Consider the following 22,895-nt stretch of genomic DNA (forward strand, 5'->3'; position numbering starts at 1 on the left):
GGATTCGAACCAACGGCCCCCTCCTTAAAAGGGAGATGCTCTACCGGCTGAGCTAACGAGACATTTTCTGAAATAAAAATGTGATTATGCCAAAATTAGCTCTATTTGTCAAGCTTTTTTAAATCATTTTTGGCATTTTCTCTCCAAATAACGAGAAAATATATTTATAGGTAAAGTCAAAACAAGATATGTAATAGCCAAAATTACATAAGCTTCAAGAGTAGCAAAAGTATAAGAATTTATCTCTTGTGCACTTTGGGTTAATTCATTTACAGCAATAACGCTTAATAATGAACTATCTTTAATTAAATTTGCAAATTGTCCACTCAGAGGTGCTAAAATATTTTTTAAAGCTTGGGGAAAAATTACATACGCAAAAACCTGCATCTCTTTTAACCCTAAAGCCCTAGCGCTCTCAAGCTGAGATATAGAAATACTTAAAATTCCAGCTCTAAATATTTCAGCTAAGTAAGCAGCAGAAAAACATGATAAAATAATAACTCCAGCTACATATCGATTATCAAGTCCTAAATTATTTGCAACGATATAATATATCAATAATACCTGCACTAGTAAAGGGGTTCCTCTGATAAGCTCTATGTAAAATATAGATAAAAATCTTAAAAAAACAATTGAACTTAAAGAAAAAGCACAAAAAACTCCACCCAAAATTATACTCAGTAATAAAGAAAAAAAACTGATTATTAAAGTATTTAAAAAACCTTGAAGAAATTTTTCTTTATAGGTCGCAATTGCACTAAAATCAAAATGATAAGCACTTATACTAAAACTACAATAACAAAACAATATTAAAAATAAAATCAAAAGAATTAAATTAGTGATTATTTTTGACTTTGATAGAGGTTTTAAAGGTTTAAAATTCTTATTTTTTTGGATAAACAAAGACAATAAAAATCTCCAAAATTACAATTTATTCATTTCTTAAAGTATCTAAAATATTAATTTGAGTTGCTTTTTTTGCAGGATAAAAAGATGATAAAGCTATGATTATTAAAGCACCCGCAATGGTTAAAGAAAAATCCATTAAAGACAAATCAAGTGGTAATTTACTAGTTCCATAAACATCAGCAGGTAAAGTTACAATATCAAAATTTCCTAAAAGCCATAAAGCAAAAAATGCAAGCACCACACCCACTATCATACCGCCGCCACCAATAAGCATGCCTAAGGCAAAAAAACTCTTTTTTACCTCATTTTTGCTTGCACCTAGAGCAAGTAAAAGTGCTATTTCACTGCGACGATTCATTACTATCATCAATAAAGAACTTACTATATTTAAACTTGCAACCAAAATAATAAGCATCAACACTATAAAAAGCGCTCTTTTTTCAAGCTCTAAGGCTGAAAAGAAATTTTTATTTTGTTCCCACCAACCTACCACAGCATAATCATCTTTTAAATAAGATTTAATTTTTTCAACATCTTTAAAAGCATTATCACTATATACATGAACTCCATCATAATTTGGATTTTTAGGCATTCCAAGTACTTTCTTCAATGCATCAACATCTGTGTACATATAAGCTTTATCATAAAATGCAAGCCCTGAAGTAAAACGCGCTTTAACATCAAAACGTTTAGTTTGCGGCACTAAAGAAAATCCACTAGGATTAAGATTTGAAAAAATAAGTGAAAGTTTGTCATTTTTATGCAAACCAAATTCATCAATAAGTGCTGATCCTACAAGTATATCAAAACCACTTAAATTCTCATCCTTTAAAGCTTTAGCAACCACTTCGTTTATTTTTTTTTCATCATTAAAATTAACGCCAAAAAGCACACCACCTTCAAAACGATTATCTCCCTTTACAACAACTTGAGTACTTATATAAGGGCTAAATAACAAATTTGGAAATGTTTTTCTTAACTCATCTATAAATTCATCATTTACAGGAGCGTAAAATTTAGGCAAAATAGTAATAGGATAATTCATCACAAAAAAGCGTTTTTCAAATTCTTTATCAAAACCATTCATAATTGCCATAGCTACAAGCAAAACACAAAGTCCTACACAAACTCCTAAAAAGGCCAAAAGCATAGAAAGATTGATAAAGGGTTGTTCTTTATCAAATCTTAAATATTTAAAAAGTAAATATTTTAAAACGCTTTTATTCAAGCTAAAATTCCTTGCTTAGGACCACTTTTTCCATGGCATTCTTTAAATTTTTTTCCACTTCCGCAAGGACAAGGAGCATTACGTGGAACTTTTTTAAACTCAACTTCGCCAAGATTATCTTCGCTTGCGCCCATTTCTACTGAGCTTTGAAGTAGCTTTTCATTTTCTTCATTGGCTTTATTTTCTAAATTTTGCACCTCTTCTTGATTAAATTGCACACTAAAAAGTAGTTTAATACTATCAAATTTAATACGATTAACTAGCTCCAAGAAAAGATTATAACTTTCTTTCTTATATTCCACAAGAGGATCTTTTTGATTGTATCCGCGAAGTCCTATTCCTGTTTTTAAAATATCCATTTGATACAAATGCTCTCTCCAAGCATTATCCAAAACTTGCAAATATAAAATACGCTCTATATTACGCAATTCTTTAATCTCAAGTCTTGACATCTTTTCGTTATAAGAATTTTCAAGAATTTGACTTAGCTTATCTTGCATTTCAATGACGCTTAAATTTTCAAAATCTTTTTCACTAATCTGAGTTGAACACTCATATAAAATTTTTGCTTTCAAATTTTCAAAATTTACATTAGAACCGCTTTCATCAAGCATATAATCATTCATTACATTTGCGCTATATTCAGCGATATTTTGAGAAATTTTAGCTCTAATATCATAGTTTTCATCTAAAAGCTCATTACGATAACGATAAATAGTTTTTCTTTGTTCATTTGCTACATCATCGTATTCCAACAAATGCTTTCTGCTTTCAAAATGTAAGCTTTCTACTTTTTTTTGCGCATTTTCAACCGCTCTTGTAACGATTCTTGACTCTATGCTTTCGCCCTCTTCTATACCTAAGCGATCCATAATGCTTTTAATACGATCCCCGCCAAAAATTCTTAAAAGATTATCTTCTAAACTTAGATAAAAACGACTTATTCCAGGATCGCCCTGCCTTCCTGCACGACCACGAAGTTGATTATCAATACGGCGGCTTTCATGTCTTTCTGTACCTATAATATAAAGCCCACCCAAAGCCCTAATCTCATCATCGATTTTTATATCCACACCACGACCTGCCATATTTGTAGCGATAGTTACGGCACCTTTTTTACCTGCATCTTGGATAATCAAAGCTTCTTGTTCGTGATTTTTAGCATTTAAAACATGATGAGGGATTTTCTCTTTTACAAGCATATTGTGAAAAACTTCACTGCGCTCTATACTTGCGGTTCCTACGAGCACAGGCTGACCTTTAGCATTGGCTTTTTTAATCTCTTCAATTACGGCTTTAAATTTTTCATTTTGAGTTTTATAGATAAGATCATCTTTATCTTGTCTTTTAATAGGAATATTTGTCGGTATAGAAATAACATCTAAACTATAAATTTGAGAAAATTCAGTCGCTTCTGTTTGTGCAGTTCCTGTCATACCTGCAAGTTTATTGTACATTCTAAAATAATTTTGAAAAGTAATATCTGCTAGAGTTTGGCTTTCTTCTTGAATTTTTACATTTTCTTTGGCTTCTAAAGCTTGATGCAATCCTTCGCTAAAACGACGTCCTTCACTTAAACGCCCTGTAAATTCATCAACGATGATAACTTCATTATTTCTTAAAACATAATGCACATCTTTTTCAAAAAGATTATGTGCCTTTAAAGCTTGATCAAGCTGATGTGCTAAGATAGCATTATCAAGACTGTATAAATTTTCTACACCAAAAAGTTTTTCAGCCTTAGCAATACCTGCTTCGGTAATCAAAATACTACGATTTTTCTCATCTACCACAAAATCACCCTCAGGTTTTGCAGGAGGTAAAACTGCTTCGCCTTTTTGCATTTGCTTGGCTACTTCATTGGCTTTAATATAACCATCTAAAGTGCGATTTGTAGGACCGCTGATGATAAGCGGAGTTCTTGCCTCATCAATTAAAATACTATCTACTTCATCTACAATAACAAAATTATGCCCTCTTTGAACTTTTTCAACTTTTGAAAATTTCATATTATCACGCAAATAATCAAAACCAAACTCATTATTGGTTCCATAAGTAATATCGCAATCATAAGCTTGCTTGTGCTCTATGTCACTATTTTGAGAAGAAAGAATCACACCTACGCTAAAACCTAAAAAATTATAAATCGCACTCATTTGCTCAGCATCTCTTTTGGCTAGATAATCATTCACTGTAACGACATGTACGCCTTTGCCACTCATGGCATTTAAAACAACAGGCAAGGTCGCTACAAGGGTTTTACCTTCTCCTGTTTTCATTTCTGCGATTTTTCCATCGTGTAAAACCATACCACCGATTAACTGCACATCAAAATGACGCATATTTAAAGTTCTCTTACCTGTCTCTCTGACTATAGCAAAAACATCATTTAAGATATCATTTTCGTTTTTTTCTCCGCTTAAAATTTGCTCTTTAAATTTTGCAAATTCGGCTTTTAATTCATCATCGCTTAAATTTTGATATTTGCCTTCTAAAGCATTGATTTGTGCTACACGCTTGAAGTATTTTTTAACTTCACGATCATTTTTTGTTCCAAAAACGGCTTTTAAGGTATTTAAAAACATTTTTAAACCTTTATAAATTTTTCAAACTATCATTATAACGATTATTTAATTAAAATTAGCTAGAATGATATAAAAAATATAATTTTTTTAAGGAAAATAAATGAAAAAAACATTCTTGATATTTTTTATTTTTATAGGACAACTTTTTGCCCTTGATCTTAATTTTAATACCTTTTCAAGCGATTTTATCCAAATAGTAAAATCCAAAAACTCTACACTTTCTTATTCTGGACATTTTATACTGAGTAAAGATCAAGCATATTGGAGTTATGATACTCCTAGTAAAAAAGAGATTTATATTAACAAAAATCAAGTAACCATAATAGAGCACGATCTAGAGCAAGTCATTTTCTCTCATCTTGATAACATTCCAAATCTTAATGAAATTTTCAAAAAAGCAAGTCTTATAGATAAAGATAAACTTGTAGCAAAATATGATAATATAAATTATACAATTAAACTCAATCAAGAGCAAATTCAAAGCATATCCTATAAAGATGAATTTGAAAATGATGTTATAATCAATCTAAACAATCAAATTAAAAATCCAAAAATTAATTCCGATGTTTTTAAGGCAAAAATTCCGCAAAATTATGACATAGTTCGCTAATTTTGCGTTGTATTTTCATCAAGCTTTATATCATAACCTGTTTGTGGTAAATGATAAGGCTTGCTTGCGTTATTTTCTTTGAATATTTGTGGAGGATTGGCGATTAAATCTCTTTTAATTTTTTCTTCTATATCTGGAGTCATTTTAGGTGTATTTAAATTATCTATATTGATTTCTCCATTGTCATTTTTATTTTCTTCATCTGAATCTTTGAAAAGCTGTTCAACTTGTTTGACTTCTAAATTTGGAACACTAGGAGTTGAGATCTTTTCAACACTAGGAACTTGAGTTTTAGGAGCTTCTAAGTTTTCAAGTGCTTTTTTTACCTCGCTGCCCATACCCTTCTCTTTAGCCTCAGTGCTTTCTAAAAAGCGTTTAAACTCCTCTAAATCAAATTTTTCCACTCCGCTTAAAGATATGATATATATATCATCTAATTTAATCTTATATTTCTTATCTAAAAATTTTTCTAAAGTCTTTTTAAAATTATTTTTTCCAATTTCTGTAAAAATATCTTCGTAAAAAAATCCTGAAATTACTGTATTTACAGCATCAATTAACTTATTTTCATTTTCTTTTAAATTATTCCCATCAAATTCCAAAGAAATTTCAACTTTTTTAAGAACATTTGTCCCACTTTTAGAATACAAATCTGTTCTTATGTTATCTATTTCAAGATTTTGAGCATTTAAACTCAAAACCAAAAAAACACTTAAAAATATTTTTTTCATTTAATGCCTTTAAATGATTTGTTCTTGTATTTCAAGATCTAAAAAATTATGTTTTTTATAAAATTCGATCACATTAGAATCTATTTTTAAAATATTAGCAAAATAAAATCCAAAATTTATCTTTTTTGTAGAATAAATTTTTAAAGTATTTGGGTTTGTAGCGCGAGAAAGAGCGACATAAAGCTGTCCATTTTCAAAAATATGATCAATATCACACACTAATTTTTCAATGCTCATACCTTGTGATTTGTGTATAGTAATAGCATAAGCTAACTTAATAGGAAACTGTGTAACACTTGCGAGAATATTAACAACAAAATCTTTACCTGATTGCTCAAGTTCTTCCATGAAAAAAGTATAAGGTTCAAGTAAAATTTTCATCCCATTATTTTTAATAATGCTAATATAAATTTTCTCCTCTTCATAAAGAATATCTTCTATAATGCCTTGCTCTCCATTATAATAATTCTTATCCCAATTATTTACACAAAAAATAATACGAGCGCCTATTTTAATATTTAATTCTTCCAATATATTTAAGCTTCTAATCCAAGAATCAAGCTCTTCATCTTTTATTCTCTTATCTTCTTTTTTAACCTGAGCTTTAAAGCATACAAGCGGGGTCTCAAGTTTGCTTAATTTTTCTTGATTAATATTGTTTACTTTTTTATTGATACCACAAAGTAAAGTATAATCATCTTCTAAATTTTCTAATTCTTTATAATCAATTCGCAAAGATTCAAAAAAGCTTAAAATTTTTTCATCTAAAAAACCTTGTCTAATCAAAGATAAATGGTTATAAAATTCCATATTTTGCGTTCTTTTAGGTTGAGAAAGTTTAACATTCTTAAAATTTAAATCTTGCCAAAAAAATGAAGAAAAAGCATAATAAGAATGGTTAAATAAAGTTTCCTTTTTTTCTTTAACTACGGGAGGCAATTGAAAAAAATCTCCTACAACTAAAATTTTTCCATTAAATTGAGAATTTTTAAGTCTAAAACCTATCATTTCAAAAACACTTGCACTAACCATGGAAATTTCATCGATAATAATAAGCTCAATCGTTTTTAAAAGTTCTTTAAGTTTTGTTAATTTTTCTTTTTGTTTTTGATTGCGATCCAATGCACTTAATTTCATCATATCATCACAATACCCTAAACAAAAAAAGCTGTGTAAAGTAACACCGCCTATATTAAACGCCGATAGAGCACTAGAACCAAGAGCTATGGCTAATTTTTTTTGTTTTCTATAAGATTTGATAAGCTCATTTGTCAAAAAGCTTTTACCAACTCCAGCACCACCACTTAAAAAAACATTATCATAAGCTAAAATTTTTTCTAGTTTATCAAGCATTATATTTCCTTGGCTTTAATTATAACTATTTTTTCTAAAAGGTTGATTATGAAATCTTGTTTATATTTTACTTTTATAGTGCTATTTTTAACAGCTTGTTCAACAAAAAATTTAACTTCACTTCATCATGAAAATTTAGAACAAAAAAATGAAAATCAACATTATGCAAAACTTGAATACGAACAAAATGTAAGCATTTTGCCACAATTTGCTTACGATATTAATTTTGATGCAAAACGATATAAAAAATATTTCTTTAACCCTTGGCATGATTCGTTTAAAAATTACAAAGGACAAAATATTTTTTGGTCCTTTCCTTTATATTTAAATTCAAAAAATACTTATTATTTTTTCAATAAACAAATTATTCCACTTTCATGGTTTAAAAACGCTATAAATAATGCAAATATCCAAGAATTCGGTAAACTTAATCAAAAAGCTTTAATTATCCAAAATACAATCATTAAAAATCTTCCAACCCAAAGAGCTATCTTAAAAAATCCTTTTTTTGAAAATGAAGGAATTCCTTTTGACTATGCAAGCGATGGCATTTTAAATGCTGGAACCCCTGTCTTAATTTCACATTTTAGTAAAGATAAGCGTTATGCTTTTGTTTTAGGTGAAGCTGGATTTGGATTTGTTGAAAGTAAAAATTTGGAATTTTTCTCAAACGATAGAGCGAAAATCTATGAAAATCTCAACTTTATCACACCACTAAAAGAAAAATTTCCTATCTATAGCGAGGATGGTAAATTTTTCTTTGAAAGTAGAATTGGCGCTATTTATCCTTGCTACAAAGAAGATAAAAACTATTTTTATGGAAAAATAGGTTCTAAAAAATATAAAATTTCTAAAAAAGATGTATCTAAATTTCCTTTACAATTCAATGATAAAAATTTAAAAAATCAACTTTCACAAGTTTTAAATTTGCCTTATGGCTGGGGCGGTTATAATTTTGAAAGAGATTGTTCTTTACTAACTCGTGATATCTTTTCAGCTTTTGGACTTTATCTACCAAGAAATTCAGTTGCACAAAAAAATTCTTTTAATCATTTTGATATAAGCACTCTTAGCAATTCTCAAAAAAAAGATTTTTTAAACCGCTTTGGGAAAGCTTATCTTAGTTTACTTTATTTACCTGGACATATTATGCTTTATGCAGGACAAATTACAGATAATAATATTGCCATACATAATATATGGGGCTTAAGAAAAGATGCAACCCAAAGACTTCTCATAAGTTCTAGTGTCATCACTTCTTTAGAAATAGGAAAAAATGAAATTTTAGAAGATAATTTGCTTTTATCAAGACTTAAAGAAATAAGTTTTATAAATTTAAACGAACAAGAAAAAGAGCAAATAAAAAGCTATCTTGAAAATATACAAAACAAATAAGATTTATTGATTTAATCAATAAATCTTTTAGTTAAATCTGCAAAATATTCTATGCGTCTATCTCGCAAAAAAGGCCACCAACGACGCACATTTTCACTTCTTTTTTTATCTATTTCTATGATTTTTACACATTCGTTTTGAGAATCTAAAAGACAAAGTTCTTCACCTTGAGGGCCAAAAACAAAAGAATTTCCCCAAAATCTAATGCCCTCTTCTACCCCACTTACATCTTTTTCAAAACCTACTCTATTGATAGCTACTACATATAAACCATTAGCTATAGCATGTCCTTTTTGAACACCAAGCCAAGCATTGAGCTGCCTTTGTTTTTCTTCATCTTCATCCTTATCAAACCAACCAATTGCCGTGGGATAAATAAGAATCTCAGCTCCTTTTAAAGCCATAATTCTTGCTGCTTCAGGATACCACTGATCCCAACAAATAAGCACTCCAAGCTTACCTAAACTTGTATTTATAGGTTCAAAACCCAAATCTCCAGGAGTAAAATAAAATTTTTCATAAAAACAAGGATCATCAGGTATGTGCATTTTACGATATTTACCTGCTATAGAACCATCTTTTTCAAAAACCACTGCAGTATTATGATAAAGTCCGGCACTTCGTTTTTCAAATAATGAAGTAATAAGCACTATTTGATTTTTTCTAGCTATATTTGCCCAAAATTTCACATCTTTTTCATAATCATTAGCATAGTCAAAAAAATCCACATTTTCACTTTGACAAAAATACTCACTTTGATGAAGCTCTCCTAAACAAATAAGCTCAGCTCCTTGTTTAGAGGCTTCTTCTATAAATTCGCAAGTTTTTTTTATAGTTTGTTCTTTGTTTGAGTGAAATTTTTGTTGTATTAAAGCGATTTTCATTGTCTTTGCCTTTCTTGTTCTGCATCATCATAAGGATCTAAATGAATTTGTATATCCCATTTTTCATTTTCAAACATCTTACGCACACCTTCTTCTATTTCATCTGAAATTTTATGCGCATTTAAAAGCGAAATTATAGGGCAAAAAACCAAATGCACGCTTAAATAATTACAACTTGGAGTTTTACGCGTCTTTAATTCATGATAGGAAATTATTTCAGGATTATTAGAAATCAAAATACAAATTTTATCCACTTGTTCCTTAGGTAAAGCCTCATCCATTAAAAAAGCCAAAGCTTTTTTAATGATTTTAAAAGCAGAAAATGCCGTATAAAGACTGATCACTATCCCAAAAATAGCATCAATAATATGTAAATTTGTAAAATAAATCAAAACCAAAGCCCCTAAAGTACAAGCATTGGTTAAGCAATCTGTTTTGTAATGCAAAGCATCACTTTCTATAATCAAACTTTTGGTTTTTTTAGCTACATAATTTAAAAAAAGTACAAGAAAAAAAGTCATAATTAAAGCAAAAATCATCACATAGATGCTTGAATTTAAATCTTTAATTTCTTCTTTATAATAAATCTTTAAAATACTCTCATAAAAAATAAAAATCCCCACGCCAACTATAAAAACACCTTCTAACAAACCCATTAAAGCTTCAATTTTAGAAAAACCAAAATTATAATTTTCATTCGCCTTTTGTGAGCTTTTTTTAAGAGCTAAAAAATTAAAAGCAGAAATAGCAAAATCCATTAAAGAATCAATCGCACTTGAAAGCACTGCAACAGAACCACTTGTTAAGCCTACTATAAATTTAACCAGGGCTAAAACAATAGCACATAAACTTGCTACAAGAGTTGCTTTTTTTTGCAAACTCATCTTAAACCTTTGAAACGATTTTGACAAGAACAATGCAAAGAACCGTTTTGTCGTAAAAACACTCTTGCATCTACTCCTATAATTTTATGATTGGGTAAAGCTTTAGAAAGTCTTTTAGTTATGATTTCATCATTTTTATCCTTATAAAAAGGCACAATTAAAGCATTATTTATAAAAACAAAATTCGCATAAGTCGCCCCCAATCTTCTTCCTTTATAGTATAAAGGCTTAGGTATAGGAAGTTCTACTAAATCAAAGCCTGTTTTTTTAAGCTCTTCTTTCATTTTTTGCAAAGGCAAATAATGCTCATCCTCTTCATCTTCACAAACACAATGTGCTATGGTATTTTTATCTATAAATCTTGCTAAGGTATCGATATGATGATCTGTATCATCACCTTTTATGAAACCATTTTCTAGCCAAATAATTTGTTTTAAACCAAAAATTTCTTTTAATTTTATATCAATTTGGGTTTTGTTTAGATGAGAATTTCTATTTTCATTTAAAAGACAATGAGAGCTTGTAAGCATCACACCCTCTCCATTAAAGTCAATACTTCCTCCTTCTAAAACAAAATCCACCTTTTTAAGCCCCTCTTTAAATTTTTCTTTAAAAAGCTTAGAATTTACAGCATTATCAAGCTCACTTTGAAATTTATTTCCCCAAGCATTAAAAGTAAAATCAAGAGCCTTTAAACGATTATTTTCTACTATATCTATAGCTCCAAAATCACGTATCCAAGTATCATTTGTATCACATTTAAAAAACTCAACATTTTTTATATCTTTAAAATTTTCAAAATCACTCTGTTTAGGAGCTATAAGTAAAACTTTTTGAAATTCACTTACCACTTTTACAAATTCTTTATAACTTTGCAAAATTTCCTCTAAATATGGACTCCAATCGCTTTTTTCATGAGGTAAAGAAAGCATGAGGTATTCTTGCTCACTCCATTCAGGAATTGATTTTATCATTTAACTACCTTTTTTGATAATAAAATTATAATTGTATCATTTTTTGGAATTTTGTCAAATTTAAGAAGATTGCCTCGATATTTCGAGGCTTTAGTGTATTATTTAAAAAAGATTTTCATTTCATCATTACTTAAAACAAGTTTTCCATTTTCATTTGAAATTTTAAAAGTTCCTTTGAAATTTGAAAGGAAAGAATTTTCAAAATCCATTACATCCATTGGGTGACAAAGCATTTGAGTTGAAGCTACGCGATCACCTTCGATTTGCAAAGTATCTGCCTTAGTTTGGTAAGAACCAAAAAAACGATTACATCCTGAATAACCATAAAATTTATTATTTTCAAAACTAATATTTGGACTTTCCTCTGCGTTTTTTGGATCAAAAGTTTTACCATTAACTATAATTTTTTCTATTTTGAAAAGCTGGTTCTGCACAAGTTCATTATTACCTTTAGAAGTAGATGAAGTAACAGAAGTACTAGCACAACCCGCAAAAAAAGTTGCAGCTAAAGCAATTTGAAGCGTTTTTTTCATTTTATTCCTTTAAATTTGAAATTGGTTAAGTTCGCTTTCGAGATTATGACACACTATTTTTAACTCATCTGCAACTTGAAGTAGAATTTTAGAAATTTCTTCATTCTTTTCACTTACTTCAACATTTTCTTGCATACGAGAAAGTAAATTTTGTATATTCTCTTGGGAAATTTTTATTTTTTCAGTACATTGAGTTACCAAAGCCCTAGCGTCTTCGTTACATAATTTAACCTCATTAGCATCATCAACCAATAAAGCGGTGTCATCATTTAAAGCTTGTACACTTTGAGCATTTTTCTTTAATTCTGCGCTAACCTCATTAATACTTTGCAAAAGCTCTTTTGTAATTTGAGCTACATTTCCCAAAAATTCTTCACTGTTCTGAGCCAACTGCCTAACATCCTCAGCAATTACAGAAAAACCTCGTCCAAAGGCACCAGCCCTAGCTGCTTCTATGCCAGCATTTAGGGATAGTAAATTGGTTTTATCTGCAATCTCATCCATCATTTGAGTTGCTTTTTGTATATTACCTGCTTGATTGACCATGTTTTCAACTTTTTTAGCCAATTTATTTTCATTTTGGGATACTGTTGATACTTTATTAGCAACATTAAACAAAGATTTAAGCATTTGTTCTAATAATAAAAAGGATTTTTCATTGGCACTATTTGCCTTATTTGACAAACTAGCAAGTTCTCCAAGTTCATTGCCAACATTTGCACCAAGTTTAAAGCTTTGATCTATTTGTTTATGACTTTGTGAGCTGATTTCACTTAAAGAAATAGCATTTGAATTTAAAAGATTGCTTTGTTTTTCTACATTTTTTGAATTATGACTTGCACCGCTAACTGCCTTGTGAGTTTTTTCGATAAATTGATTGATATATCCACAAGCTAAAGCAATTTCATCTTGACCTTTAACTGAAATACGAGCTTTTAAATTGCCACTTCCTTGAGCTAATTCTTTAGCATGATTTAAAAGCTCTAAAACAGGCTTTCCAACAACAACTTTAAGCATTAAAAGAACCACACAAAGGGTAAAAATCAAAGCAATAGTAAATATTATAATATAAGATTGACTGGTTTTACTTATATCTTTTTGAACACCTTCTAAAGAATGCGATATATCCATAACCCCTATCACACTCCCTACATTAGCATTTGCATGACAAGCAACACAACTTTCATCTGCAATCAAAGGGCGTATCAATCTTAAATGCACAACACCATTTACATTTTCTTCTAAAGCTTGAATTTTAGGATTTGAAAATTGTTCTATAATACGCTTATCATTTGAAATTTGAGGGGCTTTCATCTCAAAAAGATCTATAGTATCTTTTGAAGGATAAATTTTAATATCACTAATACCCTCTATACTTTTTGCATCTTCAATGGCTTCTTTAATTTTTTCAGGATCTCCTAAATTCATAGCCATTCTCATTGTTTGAAAAACAGAAGTACTTACGGTATCTAAATTTGCCCTGCTCATTTTATTGGCAGTATTTTTAAAGTCCAAATTTAAAATCACTTGCATTACAATAAAACTTATAAGCAACACCACAAAAATTGCAGCAGAAACCTTAAATCCTATAGTTTTAAACATCATAGTTTCCTAAAAATAAAATTTTTCGGAAATATTTTACACATAATTTATTTAATTTTTATTGAATTATGTGTAAAAAACATAACATTCCATTAAACTTAATGTAAAAAATGTCTTACTCCTGTAAAATAAAGCGCCATACCATACTCATCAGCCGCCTTTACCACTTCATCATCTCTTATACTTCCGCCTGGTTCTACTATAGCCTTAACCCCTACTTTACTTGCTTCATCTATGCTATCTCTAAAAGGAAAAAAGGCTTCACTTGCTAAAACGCAACCTTGCAAATCAAGTCCCATTTCTTTAGCTTTAGCGATTGCTGCCTTTGCTGCATCGATTCTACTTGTCATACCCATACCTATAGCCACCATAGCACCATTTTTTACATAAACAACATTGTTTGATTTGGTAAATGCTGCTATTTTCATAGCGATTTCAAGATCTTTTAATTCTTCCTTACTTGCCTCTCTTTGACTCATAAGCTTTGCATTTTTAAGCTCATCTTCGCCTACTTCATCGCTGTTTTGATATACAAAACCCCCATCAATATGTTTAAAATCATATTTATCAAAACTGCGGATTAAAAACGGACTTTCTTGAGTGAAAATTTTAATGCGTTTTTTACCTTCAAACACGGTTAAAGCTTTTTCATCTACATTGGCTGCAATGATTACTTCTACATAAATTTCATTGATTTTATTTGCTAAAGCCTCATCAAGAGTTCCATTGATTGCAACCACTCCTCCATAAGCACTGACGCTATCGCATTTTAAAGCATGTATATAGCTTTGTACTAAATTTTCTTTTATAGCAAAACCGCAAGGATTTCCATGTTTTACTATAGCAATGGCTGGAGCTTTATCGAAACTACTAGCTAAATTTAAAGCTGCGTTAATATCGGTTAGATTGTTAAAACTTGCTTCGCCTTTAAGGGCTTTGAAATTTGCGCTAAAAAAGGCATCAAACTCGTATAAAGCCCCTTTTTGATGTGGATTTTCTCCATATTTTGTATCAAATACTTTTTGTCCTACTATAAATTTACTCGCTCCAAAACCTCCGTTAAAGCGTTCATTCATATAATTTGCAATATAAGCATCGTAATTTGCTGTATGCTCATAAGCTTTTATCATCAAATTTAAACGAAAATTCTCATCATTTTGACCTTTTTTTAAAGTCTCAATCACTTTTTCATAATCAAGTGGATCGCAAAGCACCATCACATCTTTATAGTTCTTTGCTGCACTTCTTATCATCGCAGGTCCGCCTATGTCGATATTTTCTATAATTTCATCAAAATCATCGCTCATAATGGTAGTTTTTTTAAAAGGATATAAATTTACACAAACTAGATCAATGCCTAAAATTTCATTTTCTTTTGCTTGTTTGATATGATTTTCATCGCTTCTTTTATGCAAAATCCCACCGTGAATCTTAGGGTGCAAAGTCTTCACACGCCCTTCAAAAAGCTCAGGACTCTTTGTAAAATCACTCACTTCTATAACTTTTATTCCATTTTCTTTTAAAAGCTTAAAAGTCCCGCCTGTTGAAAGAATCTCAAAACCTAAATTTTCAAGCTCTTTGCCAAATTCTACTATGCCTTCTTTATCACTCACACTAAGTAATGCTCTCATTTTTACCTTTCTAAATGTTTTTTAACTTTTTCATAAGCTTCGTTGATTTTTTGAAATTTCTCTACGCCGATTTTAAGCTCTTCTTCGCTGACATTGTTTGCGTTTAAAATATCAGGATGGTATTTTTTTGCTAAATTGCGGTATTGTTTTTTTACCGCATTTAAATCTGCATTATTTGGAAGTTCTAAAATAGTAAAAGCTTCATCAAGACTTAATTCTTTTTTAGAACTTTTTAAATTTGAAAGACTTGCAATAAAAGCATCTAATTCGCTTTTTGCTATATCAAAGGCTTTAGCGATTTGCTCTAAAATTTCACGCTTTTTAGCATTAAAATCTGCATCGATTAAAGCCATAAAAACAAGCACACGCAAGACATTAAAACGCTCATTTTTAGGTAAAGGCACTTCTTTTAAAAAATCTTTTGCCACATAAAAAGCATCGCTTAAATTTTCTTTATGTTCATTAAAACTTGCTTTTAAAAAAGCTCTTTCTTTTTCATCTTTGGCATTTGCATCTAAAAGATCTTTGATCATTTCAGCTTCATTTTCACTTACCCTGCCATCGCTTTTTGCAATTTTTGCCAAAAGTGCGATAACATAGTAATTCATACGCCTTTTAAACTCATCCATTCTTTCTTCCATAACTCCACGAGCAAAACCCTTAGCAAAGCCTTTGGCTCCTCTTGTAGCTGAGTTTAAAAAATCCTGCTTTCCCCAAGTTTTATAATACCAATAAAACACTAAAATAACGAGTATAATTAAAACTAAAGTCATTGGATTTGCTCTTTAAAACTTTCAAAATAAAACTTATCAAGTTCAGCTTTACTTAGCTCAATGCTATCAAGTTTAAAATATTTTTGGCTTGTACTCACACCTAATTTATAAGCTTTTACTCCAAATTCTTTAGCTAAATTTAAAAAAGCTTCTTCATTTTCTTTACTAAGCCCTACTATAGCACGACTTGCACTCTCATCAAAAATCATTTTTTTATCATCAAAACCACTTGTTAAATTTGCACCCACACTAGAAATAGCAAACATTTTTGCCAAAGTCATGGCAATACCCCCTATTCCTACGCTATTAGCACACTCAAGTAAAGAATTTTGATTGGCTTTATAAAGCAAATTCCAAAGTGCAAGTTCAGCTTTATAATCAAGCTCTTTAAGGCTTCCTGATACTTTTTTATCTTGGATTTTCATTACCATAGATCCACCAAATTCTCCTAAACTTTCACCCAAAAGATAAACGCTTAAATTTTCTTTTTCAAAACTAGCTTTTAAGGTTTTATTTGCATCCTCTAAAACCCCTACGCTTACTATAGTAGGACTTGGATAAATACTTACACCTTCGGTTTCATTATAAAGTGAAACATTGCCGCTTACTACTGGGGTATTTAACTCTTTACAAGCTTCCTTAATACCTTCGCAACCTTGTGCGAATTGCCACATCACTTCAGGATTTTGCGGATTTCCATAATTTAAACAATCGCTTATTGCCAAAGGCTTAGCTCCTGTGCAAGCAACCTTTCTTCCTGCAGAAGCTACTGCTAAAGCTGCTCCTATTTTAGGATTTACATAATTTAAGCGTGAGTTACATTCTACAGCCATAGCCACACTTGCACCATTTTCTTTGATACGAATAACACTAGCACCTAATTTTCCATCAGCTTTTATGGTATTGGTTTGCACGCTTGAATCAAATTGATCATAAATAAAAGCTTTATTATTAATATTTTCATTTTGAAGCATTTGTATAAAAAGCTCTTGAACGCTTGATTTTAACTCAAATTTATAGTCTTTAATTTCACTTAAATATTTTGGCTCGCTTGTAGGGCGACTTAAAATCGGCGCTTTCTCACTTAAAGGCTCGATAGGAATAAGCCCTACAAGCTCATCATGCCAAAAAAGCTCCATTTTTCCTGTATTGGTAACTTCACCCATAACCACAGCATCTAAATCCCATTTTTTGAAAATTTCTATAACCTTATCTTCATAGCCTTTTTTCGCACAAATAAGCATTCTTTCTTGAGATTCGCTAAGCATTAACTCATAAGGAGTCATACCGCTTTCACGCATAGGAGTTTTATCTAAGTAAAGTTTCATGCCACTGCCACTTCTTCCTGCCATTTCAAAAGAACTTGAAGTAAGCCCTGCAGCACCCATATCTTGAATACCCACAATATAATCGGTTTTAAAAAGCTCTAAACAAGCCTCCATAAGAAGTTTTTCACTGAAAGGATCGCCAATTTGCACTGTAGGACGCAAAGATTTGCTTTCTTCATTGAAGCTATCACTTGCCATAACCGCTCCACCAAGTCCATCACGCCCTGTTTTTGAACCCACATAAATCACAGGATTTCCTACACCTTCAGCCTTAGCATAAAAGATATCTTCACTTTTACAAACCCCTAAAGCAAAGGCATTAACTAAGATATTTCCATTAAAACACTCATCAAAAGCACATTCTCCACCTATAGTTGGCACACCCATGCAATTTCCATAATGAGAAATTCCATTTACCACACCTTTAACAAGGTATTTTTGATGTTTGCCGCATTTTTCATCATGAATATTGCCAAATTTTAAAGAATTTAGCCCTGCAACCACTCTTGCACCCATAGTAAAGACATCACGTAAAATTCCCCCTACTCCTGTAGCCGCACCCGCAAAAGGTTCAATAAAGCTAGGATGATTGTGACTTTCCACTTTAAAAACTGCTGCCATACCTTGCCCGATATCAATAACCCCTGCGTTTTCTCCTGGGCCTTGAATCACCCAAGGTGCTTTAGTTGGAAAACCACTAAGATATTTTTTACTGGATTTATAAGAGCAATGCTCACTCCACATCGCAGAAATAACCCCAAGTTCTAACAGATTTGGTTCTCGCCCTAAAATTTCTAAAATTTGTGCATATTCTTCATCGCTGATTTTATGTGCTTTTATGGTTTCTTTATCCATTTTTATCCTTTCATTTTCCTAAACAAAAATTACCAAACATTTCGTCTAAAATTTCATCTCTTTGAAAATCTTTAGTAAATCTTGCAAGTTCATTAATAGCTAAATTAAGTTCAAAAGCAAAAAGTTCTAAAGAACTTTCCTCTAAAAGTCCTTTAGCTCTAAAAATCGCTTCGCTTGAAATTTTACAAGCATTAATAAGATCTAAAGAACTTACCATAATACCTTCGCTATCAAAAGAATTAAGATAATTTTGCAATTCTTCTTTTAACAAAGCGATGTCTTTTTGAGCACTAAGCTTGATAAAATTTTTATTTTGAGTATTTTTGAAAACATTTTCTAAATCACTTTTATTTAAAATCCAAAAGATTTTTTTATCAGTATTTGCTAATAAGTCAAAAATTTTCTCATCTTCTTTATCTTGTACTCTTGAAGCATCAAAGACTGCCAAAATAATATCTGCATCTTCTAAACTTTTTTTACTTAAAGCTACGCCGATTTGTTCTATAGCATCTTTACTTTCTCTAATACCCGCTGTATCTATAATGCGCAATAAATGCGTTCCTAGTTTAAAGCTCTCTTCTATAGTATCACGAGTAGTTCCCGCTATATCTGAAACAATAGCTCTTTCATAAGAAAGCAAGGCATTTAAAAGCGAGGATTTGCCTACATTTGGCTTACCTACAATAGCGATTTTAAAACCTTCTATAAGTCCTTTTCTGCTTTGAGAAAGTGTATAAACTTCTTTTAAAATTTTAGAATTTTCTTCACACATAGTAGAAATTTGTTGTAATAAATCAGAAGGTAAATCATCATCAGCATAATCAATACTAGTTTCTACAAAAGCTAAAGTTTTCACCAAATCTGTGCGAATTTTTTCTAAAAGTTCTCCTAGATTTCCCTGCATGTTGCGTGCTATAATTTTAGCTGCAAGCGCAGATTTTGAAAGTATGAGATCTTGTATATTTAAGGCTTTTAAAGGAGTCATTTTGCCATTTAAACACGCTCTTTTGCTAAATTCTCCCGCTAAAGCAAGTCTTGCCCCTAAACTCACAAGTTCTTCGAGTAAAACTTCACTCACGCTAAATCCTCCATGAGTTTGAAACTCTACTATATCTTCACCTGTAAAACTATAAGGAGCTTTAAAATATATCATTATAGCTTCATCGATGATTTCATTGTTTTGATTAAAAAGTTTTGTAAAAGTAGCATGGCGGGGGGTGAGTTTGGTTTTGTGGCTAAGCTTTAAGGCAAATTCTAAAGCTCTTTCACCGCTTAATCTTACAATAGAAATCGAACCCACGCCATGAGCTGTGGCAATAGCCGCTATAGTATCACTCATCTTTTTTGAAAAAGTCGTTTATTACAACAAATCTTTGATCATTATTTTGCTTAATTCCTACATACTTATCTGGAAATTCAGCTCTTAACTGCTCTAAAGCGATTTTTATCAAAACCCCATCTAAAGGTTTGGTTTGTCCGCGTCCATGAATTTTAATTTTTTCAATCACGCTTTGTAAATAAAGCTGCATACCTTGAATTTGATTTTCTAAAAATTGAGCGATCTCAAGGCGCACTAAAAGATTATATTTTAAATTGATCCAATTGTGCAAAAGATAAGAAATAGCCTTATAACGATGTGCTTCTTTGCCTATCATCAAAGCAGCATCTTCCCCATCCAATCGAATCAAAACACAATCTTCATCATACATTCTAAGTTCACTAAGCTCTATTTTAAACTGGGAGCTTTCTAAAAGTTTTACAAGCTGAATACGAATCTCATCTAAAATATCCTGAGTATTACGCACTCCTTTGCTTTCTCGATGAAAACTATCAAAAATTTCATCACTTTTTACTGTGTATTTTTCTTTTTGACTTTTATTTTTTTCATTTTTTATTTCAATCTTGTTTTCTTGTTTTGGCTCATGTGTTTCTGGTTTGTGATTTTTTGAACTTGTAAATTCTTTTTTAGGATTTTTTTTCAAAATCCTTTTTTTTGCTTTAGCCTCTATAATTGCCTTTTTTCTTCCAAATCCAAAAAAACCTTTTCTTGGATGCTGAATAATCTCATATTCTAAGTCCATCACAGAACATTCTAAACTTCTTGAAGCTTCTGTTAAGGCACTTTGAAGATCAATGGCTTCGATTTTCATTTTTCATGCTCCACTTGTTTTTTTGTGATGTTCTTTAGCAAATATTTTATTGATAACCCATTGTTGAACCAAAGAACAAAGGTTATTTGCAAACCAATAAAGCGTAAGTCCTGCTGGGAAAGTGATAAAGAAAAAAGTAAAAATCACTGGTAAAAATTTCATAATCTTAGCTTGCATAGGATCTTGTATAGTCATAGGTGTGATAAGTTGTTGTAAAAACATCGTTGCACCCATTAAAATAGGCAAAATAAAATAAGGATCCATTACCGATAAATCATGTATCCAAAACGCCCAAGGAGCTGCTTTTAGCTCAATAGCATTAAGCAAAACGCGATAAATAGCAAAGAAAATAGGAATTTGTAAAAGTATAGGCAAACAACCACTCATAGGATTTGCACCATGTTTTTTATAAAGCTCCATCATGTGCATATTCATTTTTTGTGGATCGCCTTTATAACGCTCTCTAATATCTTTCATTTTAGGAGCAAGATCTTTAAGTTTATTCATAGAAATCATAGATTTATAAGTTAGTGGGAATAAAATAATACGCACAATTAAAGTCATCGCAACGATAGCCCAACCCCAATTTCCTATATACTGATGTAAGAAATTCAAAAACTCAAACATAGGCTTAGCAATAAAAGTAAACCAACCATATTCAACAACTGCTTCAAGGCGTGGATCTATACTTCTTAAAATCACATGTTCTTTAGAACCTATATAACCCCCTGCTTTAAATTCATTATCACTATAAGCAAAAACTATAGGGTTTTTATTAGCATCCTTGCTGATTGCCACATTTAAAGGTTTATCAAAATTATAAAAGAAAGTTGCATAGTATCTATCAAAAGCCGAAGTCATTACGACATTATTAGCACTTTCATCCTTCTCTACATCTCCATCTTTATAAGTTTCGATGGTTTCTTTATTATCCATTACCAAAGCACCATGAACTGTATAACTATCTACGGCAATATTTGGACGATATCCTGGACTTATAAAATAATTTGCATTTTTGCTGAGTTTAACTTCTATCTCATAATTTCCTTTTGGATAAAAAGTAATATCTTTTTCGATTTTCAATCCGGAAAGATTTTGAGTGAGTTTTAAAACTTGACTTCCATTTTCATCAACAAAAAGATTGCTAGAGTTAGCAATATAAGGAAATTTAAAAGCCTCTGAGTTAATACTTGGATCACTAAAACGCATTTCTAAAGGATAAGGACTATTTTCCTTGCTAACAAGATTTATAAATTCCCCTTTCTCATTTTGGTATTTTTTATCTTTTAAATAAAAAGCAGAAATTCTACCAAAAGAGTCAATTTGTGCTTCAAAATGTTTGCTTTGAACCTTAGATATCACACTATCTTGCGAAACTAAAGCCGCACTTGGAGTATTTGTGGTGGTATTTTGTATATTAGGAGTGTTATTTATGCTTGTGTTTTGTTGATTTTGTTGTGTAATGTTTTGTTCTATTTTTAAAGGTTGCTTTGGAATGAAAAAATAATCATAAACAACAAAAAATAAAAAAGAAATCACAACAGCCAAAAGTATACGCTTTTGCTGAAAAATATTATTTGAATTATTCACTGATTTGTCCTTTTAAAGATGATTTTTATAAGATAAAAACTTTTATTTTTATAAGGTATGTATAAAAAACAAAGTTGTTTTTTTGCTAAAAATATAGGCTTAAAACATAAATTCATAGGATAAAAATTTTTAGAAACTCTAGGATAATCAAATCCCCCTTTAAAAAAAGGGTTACATCTTAAAATTCTAAAAAAAGTAGAAAAAAAAGCTAGAAAAAAATTCTTTTTTTGAAACTGCCAAAGTGCATACTCAGAACAATTAGGATAATACCTACAAGCAGCGGGTTTTAAAGGGCTTAAGAATTTCTGATAAAAACGGAGTATTTTTAGGCATATCATTTGAAACATTCTAGTTTTTTCAATCCCCATTTTAGATTTTTTTCTAACCTAGAAAAAGAAAGTTCAGTGATTTCATTTTTAGCTACAAAAATATATTTGCCATCTTGAAGATATCTTTCAAACTTAGCAAACAAAACCCTTAAAATTCGTTTTGAACGATTTCTAACCACTGCTTTTCCAACTTTTTTACTAGCAACAACTGCTATTTTTTTTTCATAACTATTCAGATAAAAAATGATCACACCTTCGCAATGCCATTTTTTACCTACTTTATATACAGATGAAAATTCCTTGTTTGTGCTAAATTTATCAAAATTTTTCACACAGCAAGTCTTTTTCTACCTTTAGCGCGTCTTGCATTGATCACCTTGCGACCATTTTTAGTTTTCATACGAACACGGAAACCATGAGTGCGTTTTCTTGGAGTGCCATGCGGCTGATAAGTTCTTTTCATTTGATTTTTCCTTAAAAAATTATAAAATAAACTTGTATTTTATCTTAATCTTACTTATAAATTGCTTTTGATTAAGAGTAATTTTTAA

21 protein-coding genes are annotated in these 22,895 nt (G+C 30.6%); 2 read left to right on the forward strand and 19 right to left on the reverse strand.

Annotation, left to right across the window (positions count from 1 at the left end):
• Positions 1 to 123: 123 nt before the first annotated feature.
• Genes AJ936_RS07255 through secA form a run of 3 tightly spaced genes read right to left on the reverse strand, consistent with a single transcriptional unit; the run spans position 124 to position 4,722 of the window.
• Complete coding sequence (locus AJ936_RS07255) at positions 124 to 909, reverse strand: amino acid ABC transporter permease (RefSeq protein ID WP_002861691.1); 786 nt, start codon at positions 907 to 909, stop codon at positions 124 to 126.
• Between the two features lie 22 nt (positions 910 to 931).
• Positions 932 to 2,137 (reverse strand): ABC transporter permease, encoded by a 1,206-nt coding sequence (locus AJ936_RS07260; RefSeq protein WP_070274259.1) that lies wholly within the window; start codon positions 2,135 to 2,137, stop codon positions 932 to 934.
• Complete coding sequence (gene secA / locus AJ936_RS07265) at positions 2,134 to 4,722, reverse strand: preprotein translocase subunit SecA (RefSeq protein WP_070274260.1); 2,589 nt, start codon at positions 4,720 to 4,722, stop codon at positions 2,134 to 2,136. Before secA ends, AJ936_RS07260 begins: the two co-directional genes overlap by 4 nt.
• 100 nt (positions 4,723 to 4,822) lie before the next feature.
• Here secA and lolA point away from each other — a divergent pair, with 100 nt between their 5' ends.
• Positions 4,823 to 5,332, forward strand: coding sequence for a LolA-like outer membrane lipoprotein chaperone (gene lolA / locus AJ936_RS07270; protein WP_002871477.1), 510 nt, complete (start codon positions 4,823 to 4,825; stop codon positions 5,330 to 5,332).
• On the opposite strand, the gene AJ936_RS07275 is transcribed toward lolA, so the two are convergent.
• A complete protein-coding gene (locus tag AJ936_RS07275) occupies positions 5,329 to 6,063 on the reverse strand; it encodes a hypothetical protein (protein WP_070233129.1) in 735 nt (244 codons plus the stop codon). The two genes, lolA and AJ936_RS07275, sit on opposite strands and share 4 nt — an antisense overlap.
• Positions 6,064 to 6,072: 9 nt before the next feature.
• A complete protein-coding gene (pif1, locus tag AJ936_RS07280; RefSeq protein ID WP_070233127.1) occupies positions 6,073 to 7,416 on the reverse strand; it encodes an ATP-dependent DNA helicase Pif1 in 1,344 nt (447 codons plus the stop codon).
• Positions 7,417 to 7,464: 48 nt separating this feature from the next.
• Between pif1 and AJ936_RS07285 the strand changes: the two genes are divergently transcribed.
• Positions 7,465 to 8,811, forward strand: coding sequence for an SH3 domain-containing C40 family peptidase (locus tag AJ936_RS07285; protein ID WP_070274261.1), 1,347 nt, complete (start codon positions 7,465 to 7,467; stop codon positions 8,809 to 8,811).
• Positions 8,812 to 8,822: 11 nt separating this feature from the next.
• Here AJ936_RS07285 and AJ936_RS07290 read toward each other — a convergent pair whose 3' ends face one another.
• The 14 genes from AJ936_RS07290 to rpmH all read right to left on the reverse strand — a co-directional run bounded on the left by AJ936_RS07290 (position 8,823) and on the right by rpmH (position 22,807).
• Positions 8,823 to 9,695: an N-carbamoylputrescine amidohydrolase gene (locus AJ936_RS07290; protein WP_002871473.1), complete on the reverse strand. Its 873-nt coding sequence runs from the start codon at positions 9,693 to 9,695 to the stop codon at positions 8,823 to 8,825.
• Complete coding sequence (locus tag AJ936_RS07295; RefSeq protein WP_002861699.1) at positions 9,692 to 10,579, reverse strand: cation diffusion facilitator family transporter; 888 nt, start codon at positions 10,577 to 10,579, stop codon at positions 9,692 to 9,694. Before AJ936_RS07295 ends, AJ936_RS07290 begins: the two co-directional genes overlap by 4 nt.
• Positions 10,576 to 11,553 (reverse strand): agamatine deiminase, encoded by a 978-nt coding sequence (locus tag AJ936_RS07300; protein WP_002861700.1) that lies wholly within the window; start codon positions 11,551 to 11,553, stop codon positions 10,576 to 10,578. The genes AJ936_RS07295 and AJ936_RS07300 overlap by 4 nt, the downstream gene beginning before the upstream one ends.
• Before the next feature lie 98 nt (positions 11,554 to 11,651).
• Positions 11,652 to 12,086, reverse strand: coding sequence for an META domain-containing protein (locus tag AJ936_RS07305; protein ID WP_002871471.1), 435 nt, complete (start codon positions 12,084 to 12,086; stop codon positions 11,652 to 11,654).
• 9 nt (positions 12,087 to 12,095) lie between these two features.
• Positions 12,096 to 13,688: a methyl-accepting chemotaxis protein gene (locus AJ936_RS07310; RefSeq protein ID WP_002881646.1), complete on the reverse strand. Its 1,593-nt coding sequence runs from the start codon at positions 13,686 to 13,688 to the stop codon at positions 12,096 to 12,098.
• 98 nt (positions 13,689 to 13,786) lie between these two features.
• Positions 13,787 to 15,319 carry a bifunctional phosphoribosylaminoimidazolecarboxamide formyltransferase/IMP cyclohydrolase gene (gene purH / locus AJ936_RS07315; protein WP_070210209.1) on the reverse strand — a complete coding sequence of 511 codons (1,533 nt, stop codon included), beginning with the start codon at positions 15,317 to 15,319 and terminating at the stop codon, positions 13,787 to 13,789.
• 2 nt (positions 15,320 to 15,321) lie between these two features.
• Entirely contained in the window at positions 15,322 to 16,092 is a 771-nt protein-coding gene (locus AJ936_RS07320) for a DnaJ family molecular chaperone (protein ID WP_058000671.1), read from the reverse strand.
• A complete protein-coding gene (gene purL, locus AJ936_RS07325; RefSeq protein WP_070274262.1) occupies positions 16,089 to 18,275 on the reverse strand; it encodes a phosphoribosylformylglycinamidine synthase subunit PurL in 2,187 nt (728 codons plus the stop codon). The genes AJ936_RS07320 and purL overlap by 4 nt, the downstream gene beginning before the upstream one ends.
• A gap of 10 nt (positions 18,276 to 18,285) precedes the next feature.
• On the reverse strand, positions 18,286 to 19,614 hold the full coding sequence (mnmE, locus tag AJ936_RS07330) for a tRNA uridine-5-carboxymethylaminomethyl(34) synthesis GTPase MnmE (protein WP_002881663.1): 1,329 nt from the start codon (positions 19,612 to 19,614) through the stop codon (positions 18,286 to 18,288).
• A complete protein-coding gene (locus AJ936_RS07335; protein WP_002853389.1) occupies positions 19,607 to 20,425 on the reverse strand; it encodes a Jag N-terminal domain-containing protein in 819 nt (272 codons plus the stop codon). The genes mnmE and AJ936_RS07335 overlap by 8 nt, the downstream gene beginning before the upstream one ends.
• 3 nt (positions 20,426 to 20,428) lie before the next feature.
• A complete protein-coding gene (gene yidC / locus AJ936_RS07340; RefSeq protein WP_070247938.1) occupies positions 20,429 to 22,015 on the reverse strand; it encodes a membrane protein insertase YidC in 1,587 nt (528 codons plus the stop codon).
• Positions 22,012 to 22,353, reverse strand: a complete 342-nt coding sequence (yidD, locus tag AJ936_RS07345; protein WP_002861708.1) for a membrane protein insertion efficiency factor YidD — start codon at positions 22,351 to 22,353, stop codon at positions 22,012 to 22,014. The genes yidC and yidD overlap by 4 nt, the downstream gene beginning before the upstream one ends.
• Positions 22,350 to 22,676 (reverse strand): ribonuclease P protein component, encoded by a 327-nt coding sequence (gene rnpA / locus AJ936_RS07350; protein WP_070274263.1) that lies wholly within the window; start codon positions 22,674 to 22,676, stop codon positions 22,350 to 22,352. The genes yidD and rnpA overlap by 4 nt, the downstream gene beginning before the upstream one ends.
• Entirely contained in the window at positions 22,673 to 22,807 is a 135-nt protein-coding gene (rpmH, locus tag AJ936_RS07355) for a 50S ribosomal protein L34 (RefSeq protein ID WP_002776864.1), read from the reverse strand. The genes rnpA and rpmH overlap by 4 nt, the downstream gene beginning before the upstream one ends.
• Between the last annotated feature and the right edge of the window lie 88 nt (positions 22,808 to 22,895).

It is taken from the genome of Campylobacter sp. BCW_6877, from assembly GCF_001762445.1.
Lineage (GTDB): Bacteria > Campylobacterota > Campylobacteria > Campylobacterales > Campylobacteraceae > Campylobacter_D > Campylobacter_D jejuni.

What these genes read in the sequence shown, in the direction of transcription:
- mnmE (WP_002881663.1), bottom strand. Translation starts at nt 19,614, where the DNA reads ATGAGTGATACTATAGCGGCTATTGCCACAGCTCATGGCGTGGGTTCG.
- AJ936_RS07275 (WP_070233129.1), bottom strand. Translation starts at nt 6,063, where the DNA reads ATGAAAAAAATATTTTTAAGTGTTTTTTTGGTTTTGAGTTTAAATGCT.
- AJ936_RS07300 (WP_002861700.1), bottom strand. Translation starts at nt 11,553, where the DNA reads ATGATAAAATCAATTCCTGAATGGAGTGAGCAAGAATACCTCATGCTT.
- AJ936_RS07285 (WP_070274261.1), top strand. Translation starts at nt 7,465, where the DNA reads ATGAAATCTTGTTTATATTTTACTTTTATAGTGCTATTTTTAACAGCT.
- AJ936_RS07290 (WP_002871473.1), bottom strand. Translation starts at nt 9,695, where the DNA reads ATGAAAATCGCTTTAATACAACAAAAATTTCACTCAAACAAAGAACAA.
- secA (WP_070274260.1), bottom strand. Translation starts at nt 4,722, where the DNA reads ATGTTTTTAAATACCTTAAAAGCCGTTTTTGGAACAAAAAATGATCGT.
- purL (WP_070274262.1), bottom strand. Translation starts at nt 18,275, where the DNA reads ATGGATAAAGAAACCATAAAAGCACATAAAATCAGCGATGAAGAATAT.
- AJ936_RS07320 (WP_058000671.1), bottom strand. Translation starts at nt 16,092, where the DNA reads ATGACTTTAGTTTTAATTATACTCGTTATTTTAGTGTTTTATTGGTAT.
- purH (WP_070210209.1), bottom strand. Translation starts at nt 15,319, where the DNA reads ATGAGAGCATTACTTAGTGTGAGTGATAAAGAAGGCATAGTAGAATTT.
- AJ936_RS07295 (WP_002861699.1), bottom strand. Translation starts at nt 10,579, where the DNA reads ATGAGTTTGCAAAAAAAAGCAACTCTTGTAGCAAGTTTATGTGCTATT.
- AJ936_RS07310 (WP_002881646.1), bottom strand. Translation starts at nt 13,688, where the DNA reads ATGTTTAAAACTATAGGATTTAAGGTTTCTGCTGCAATTTTTGTGGTG.
- yidD (WP_002861708.1), bottom strand. Translation starts at nt 22,353, where the DNA reads ATGATATGCCTAAAAATACTCCGTTTTTATCAGAAATTCTTAAGCCCT.
- pif1 (WP_070233127.1), bottom strand. Translation starts at nt 7,416, where the DNA reads ATGCTTGATAAACTAGAAAAAATTTTAGCTTATGATAATGTTTTTTTA.
- AJ936_RS07335 (WP_002853389.1), bottom strand. Translation starts at nt 20,425, where the DNA reads ATGAAAATCGAAGCCATTGATCTTCAAAGTGCCTTAACAGAAGCTTCA.
- lolA (WP_002871477.1), top strand. Translation starts at nt 4,823, where the DNA reads ATGAAAAAAACATTCTTGATATTTTTTATTTTTATAGGACAACTTTTT.
- rpmH (WP_002776864.1), bottom strand. Translation starts at nt 22,807, where the DNA reads ATGAAAAGAACTTATCAGCCGCATGGCACTCCAAGAAAACGCACTCAT.
- AJ936_RS07305 (WP_002871471.1), bottom strand. Translation starts at nt 12,086, where the DNA reads ATGAAAAAAACGCTTCAAATTGCTTTAGCTGCAACTTTTTTTGCGGGT.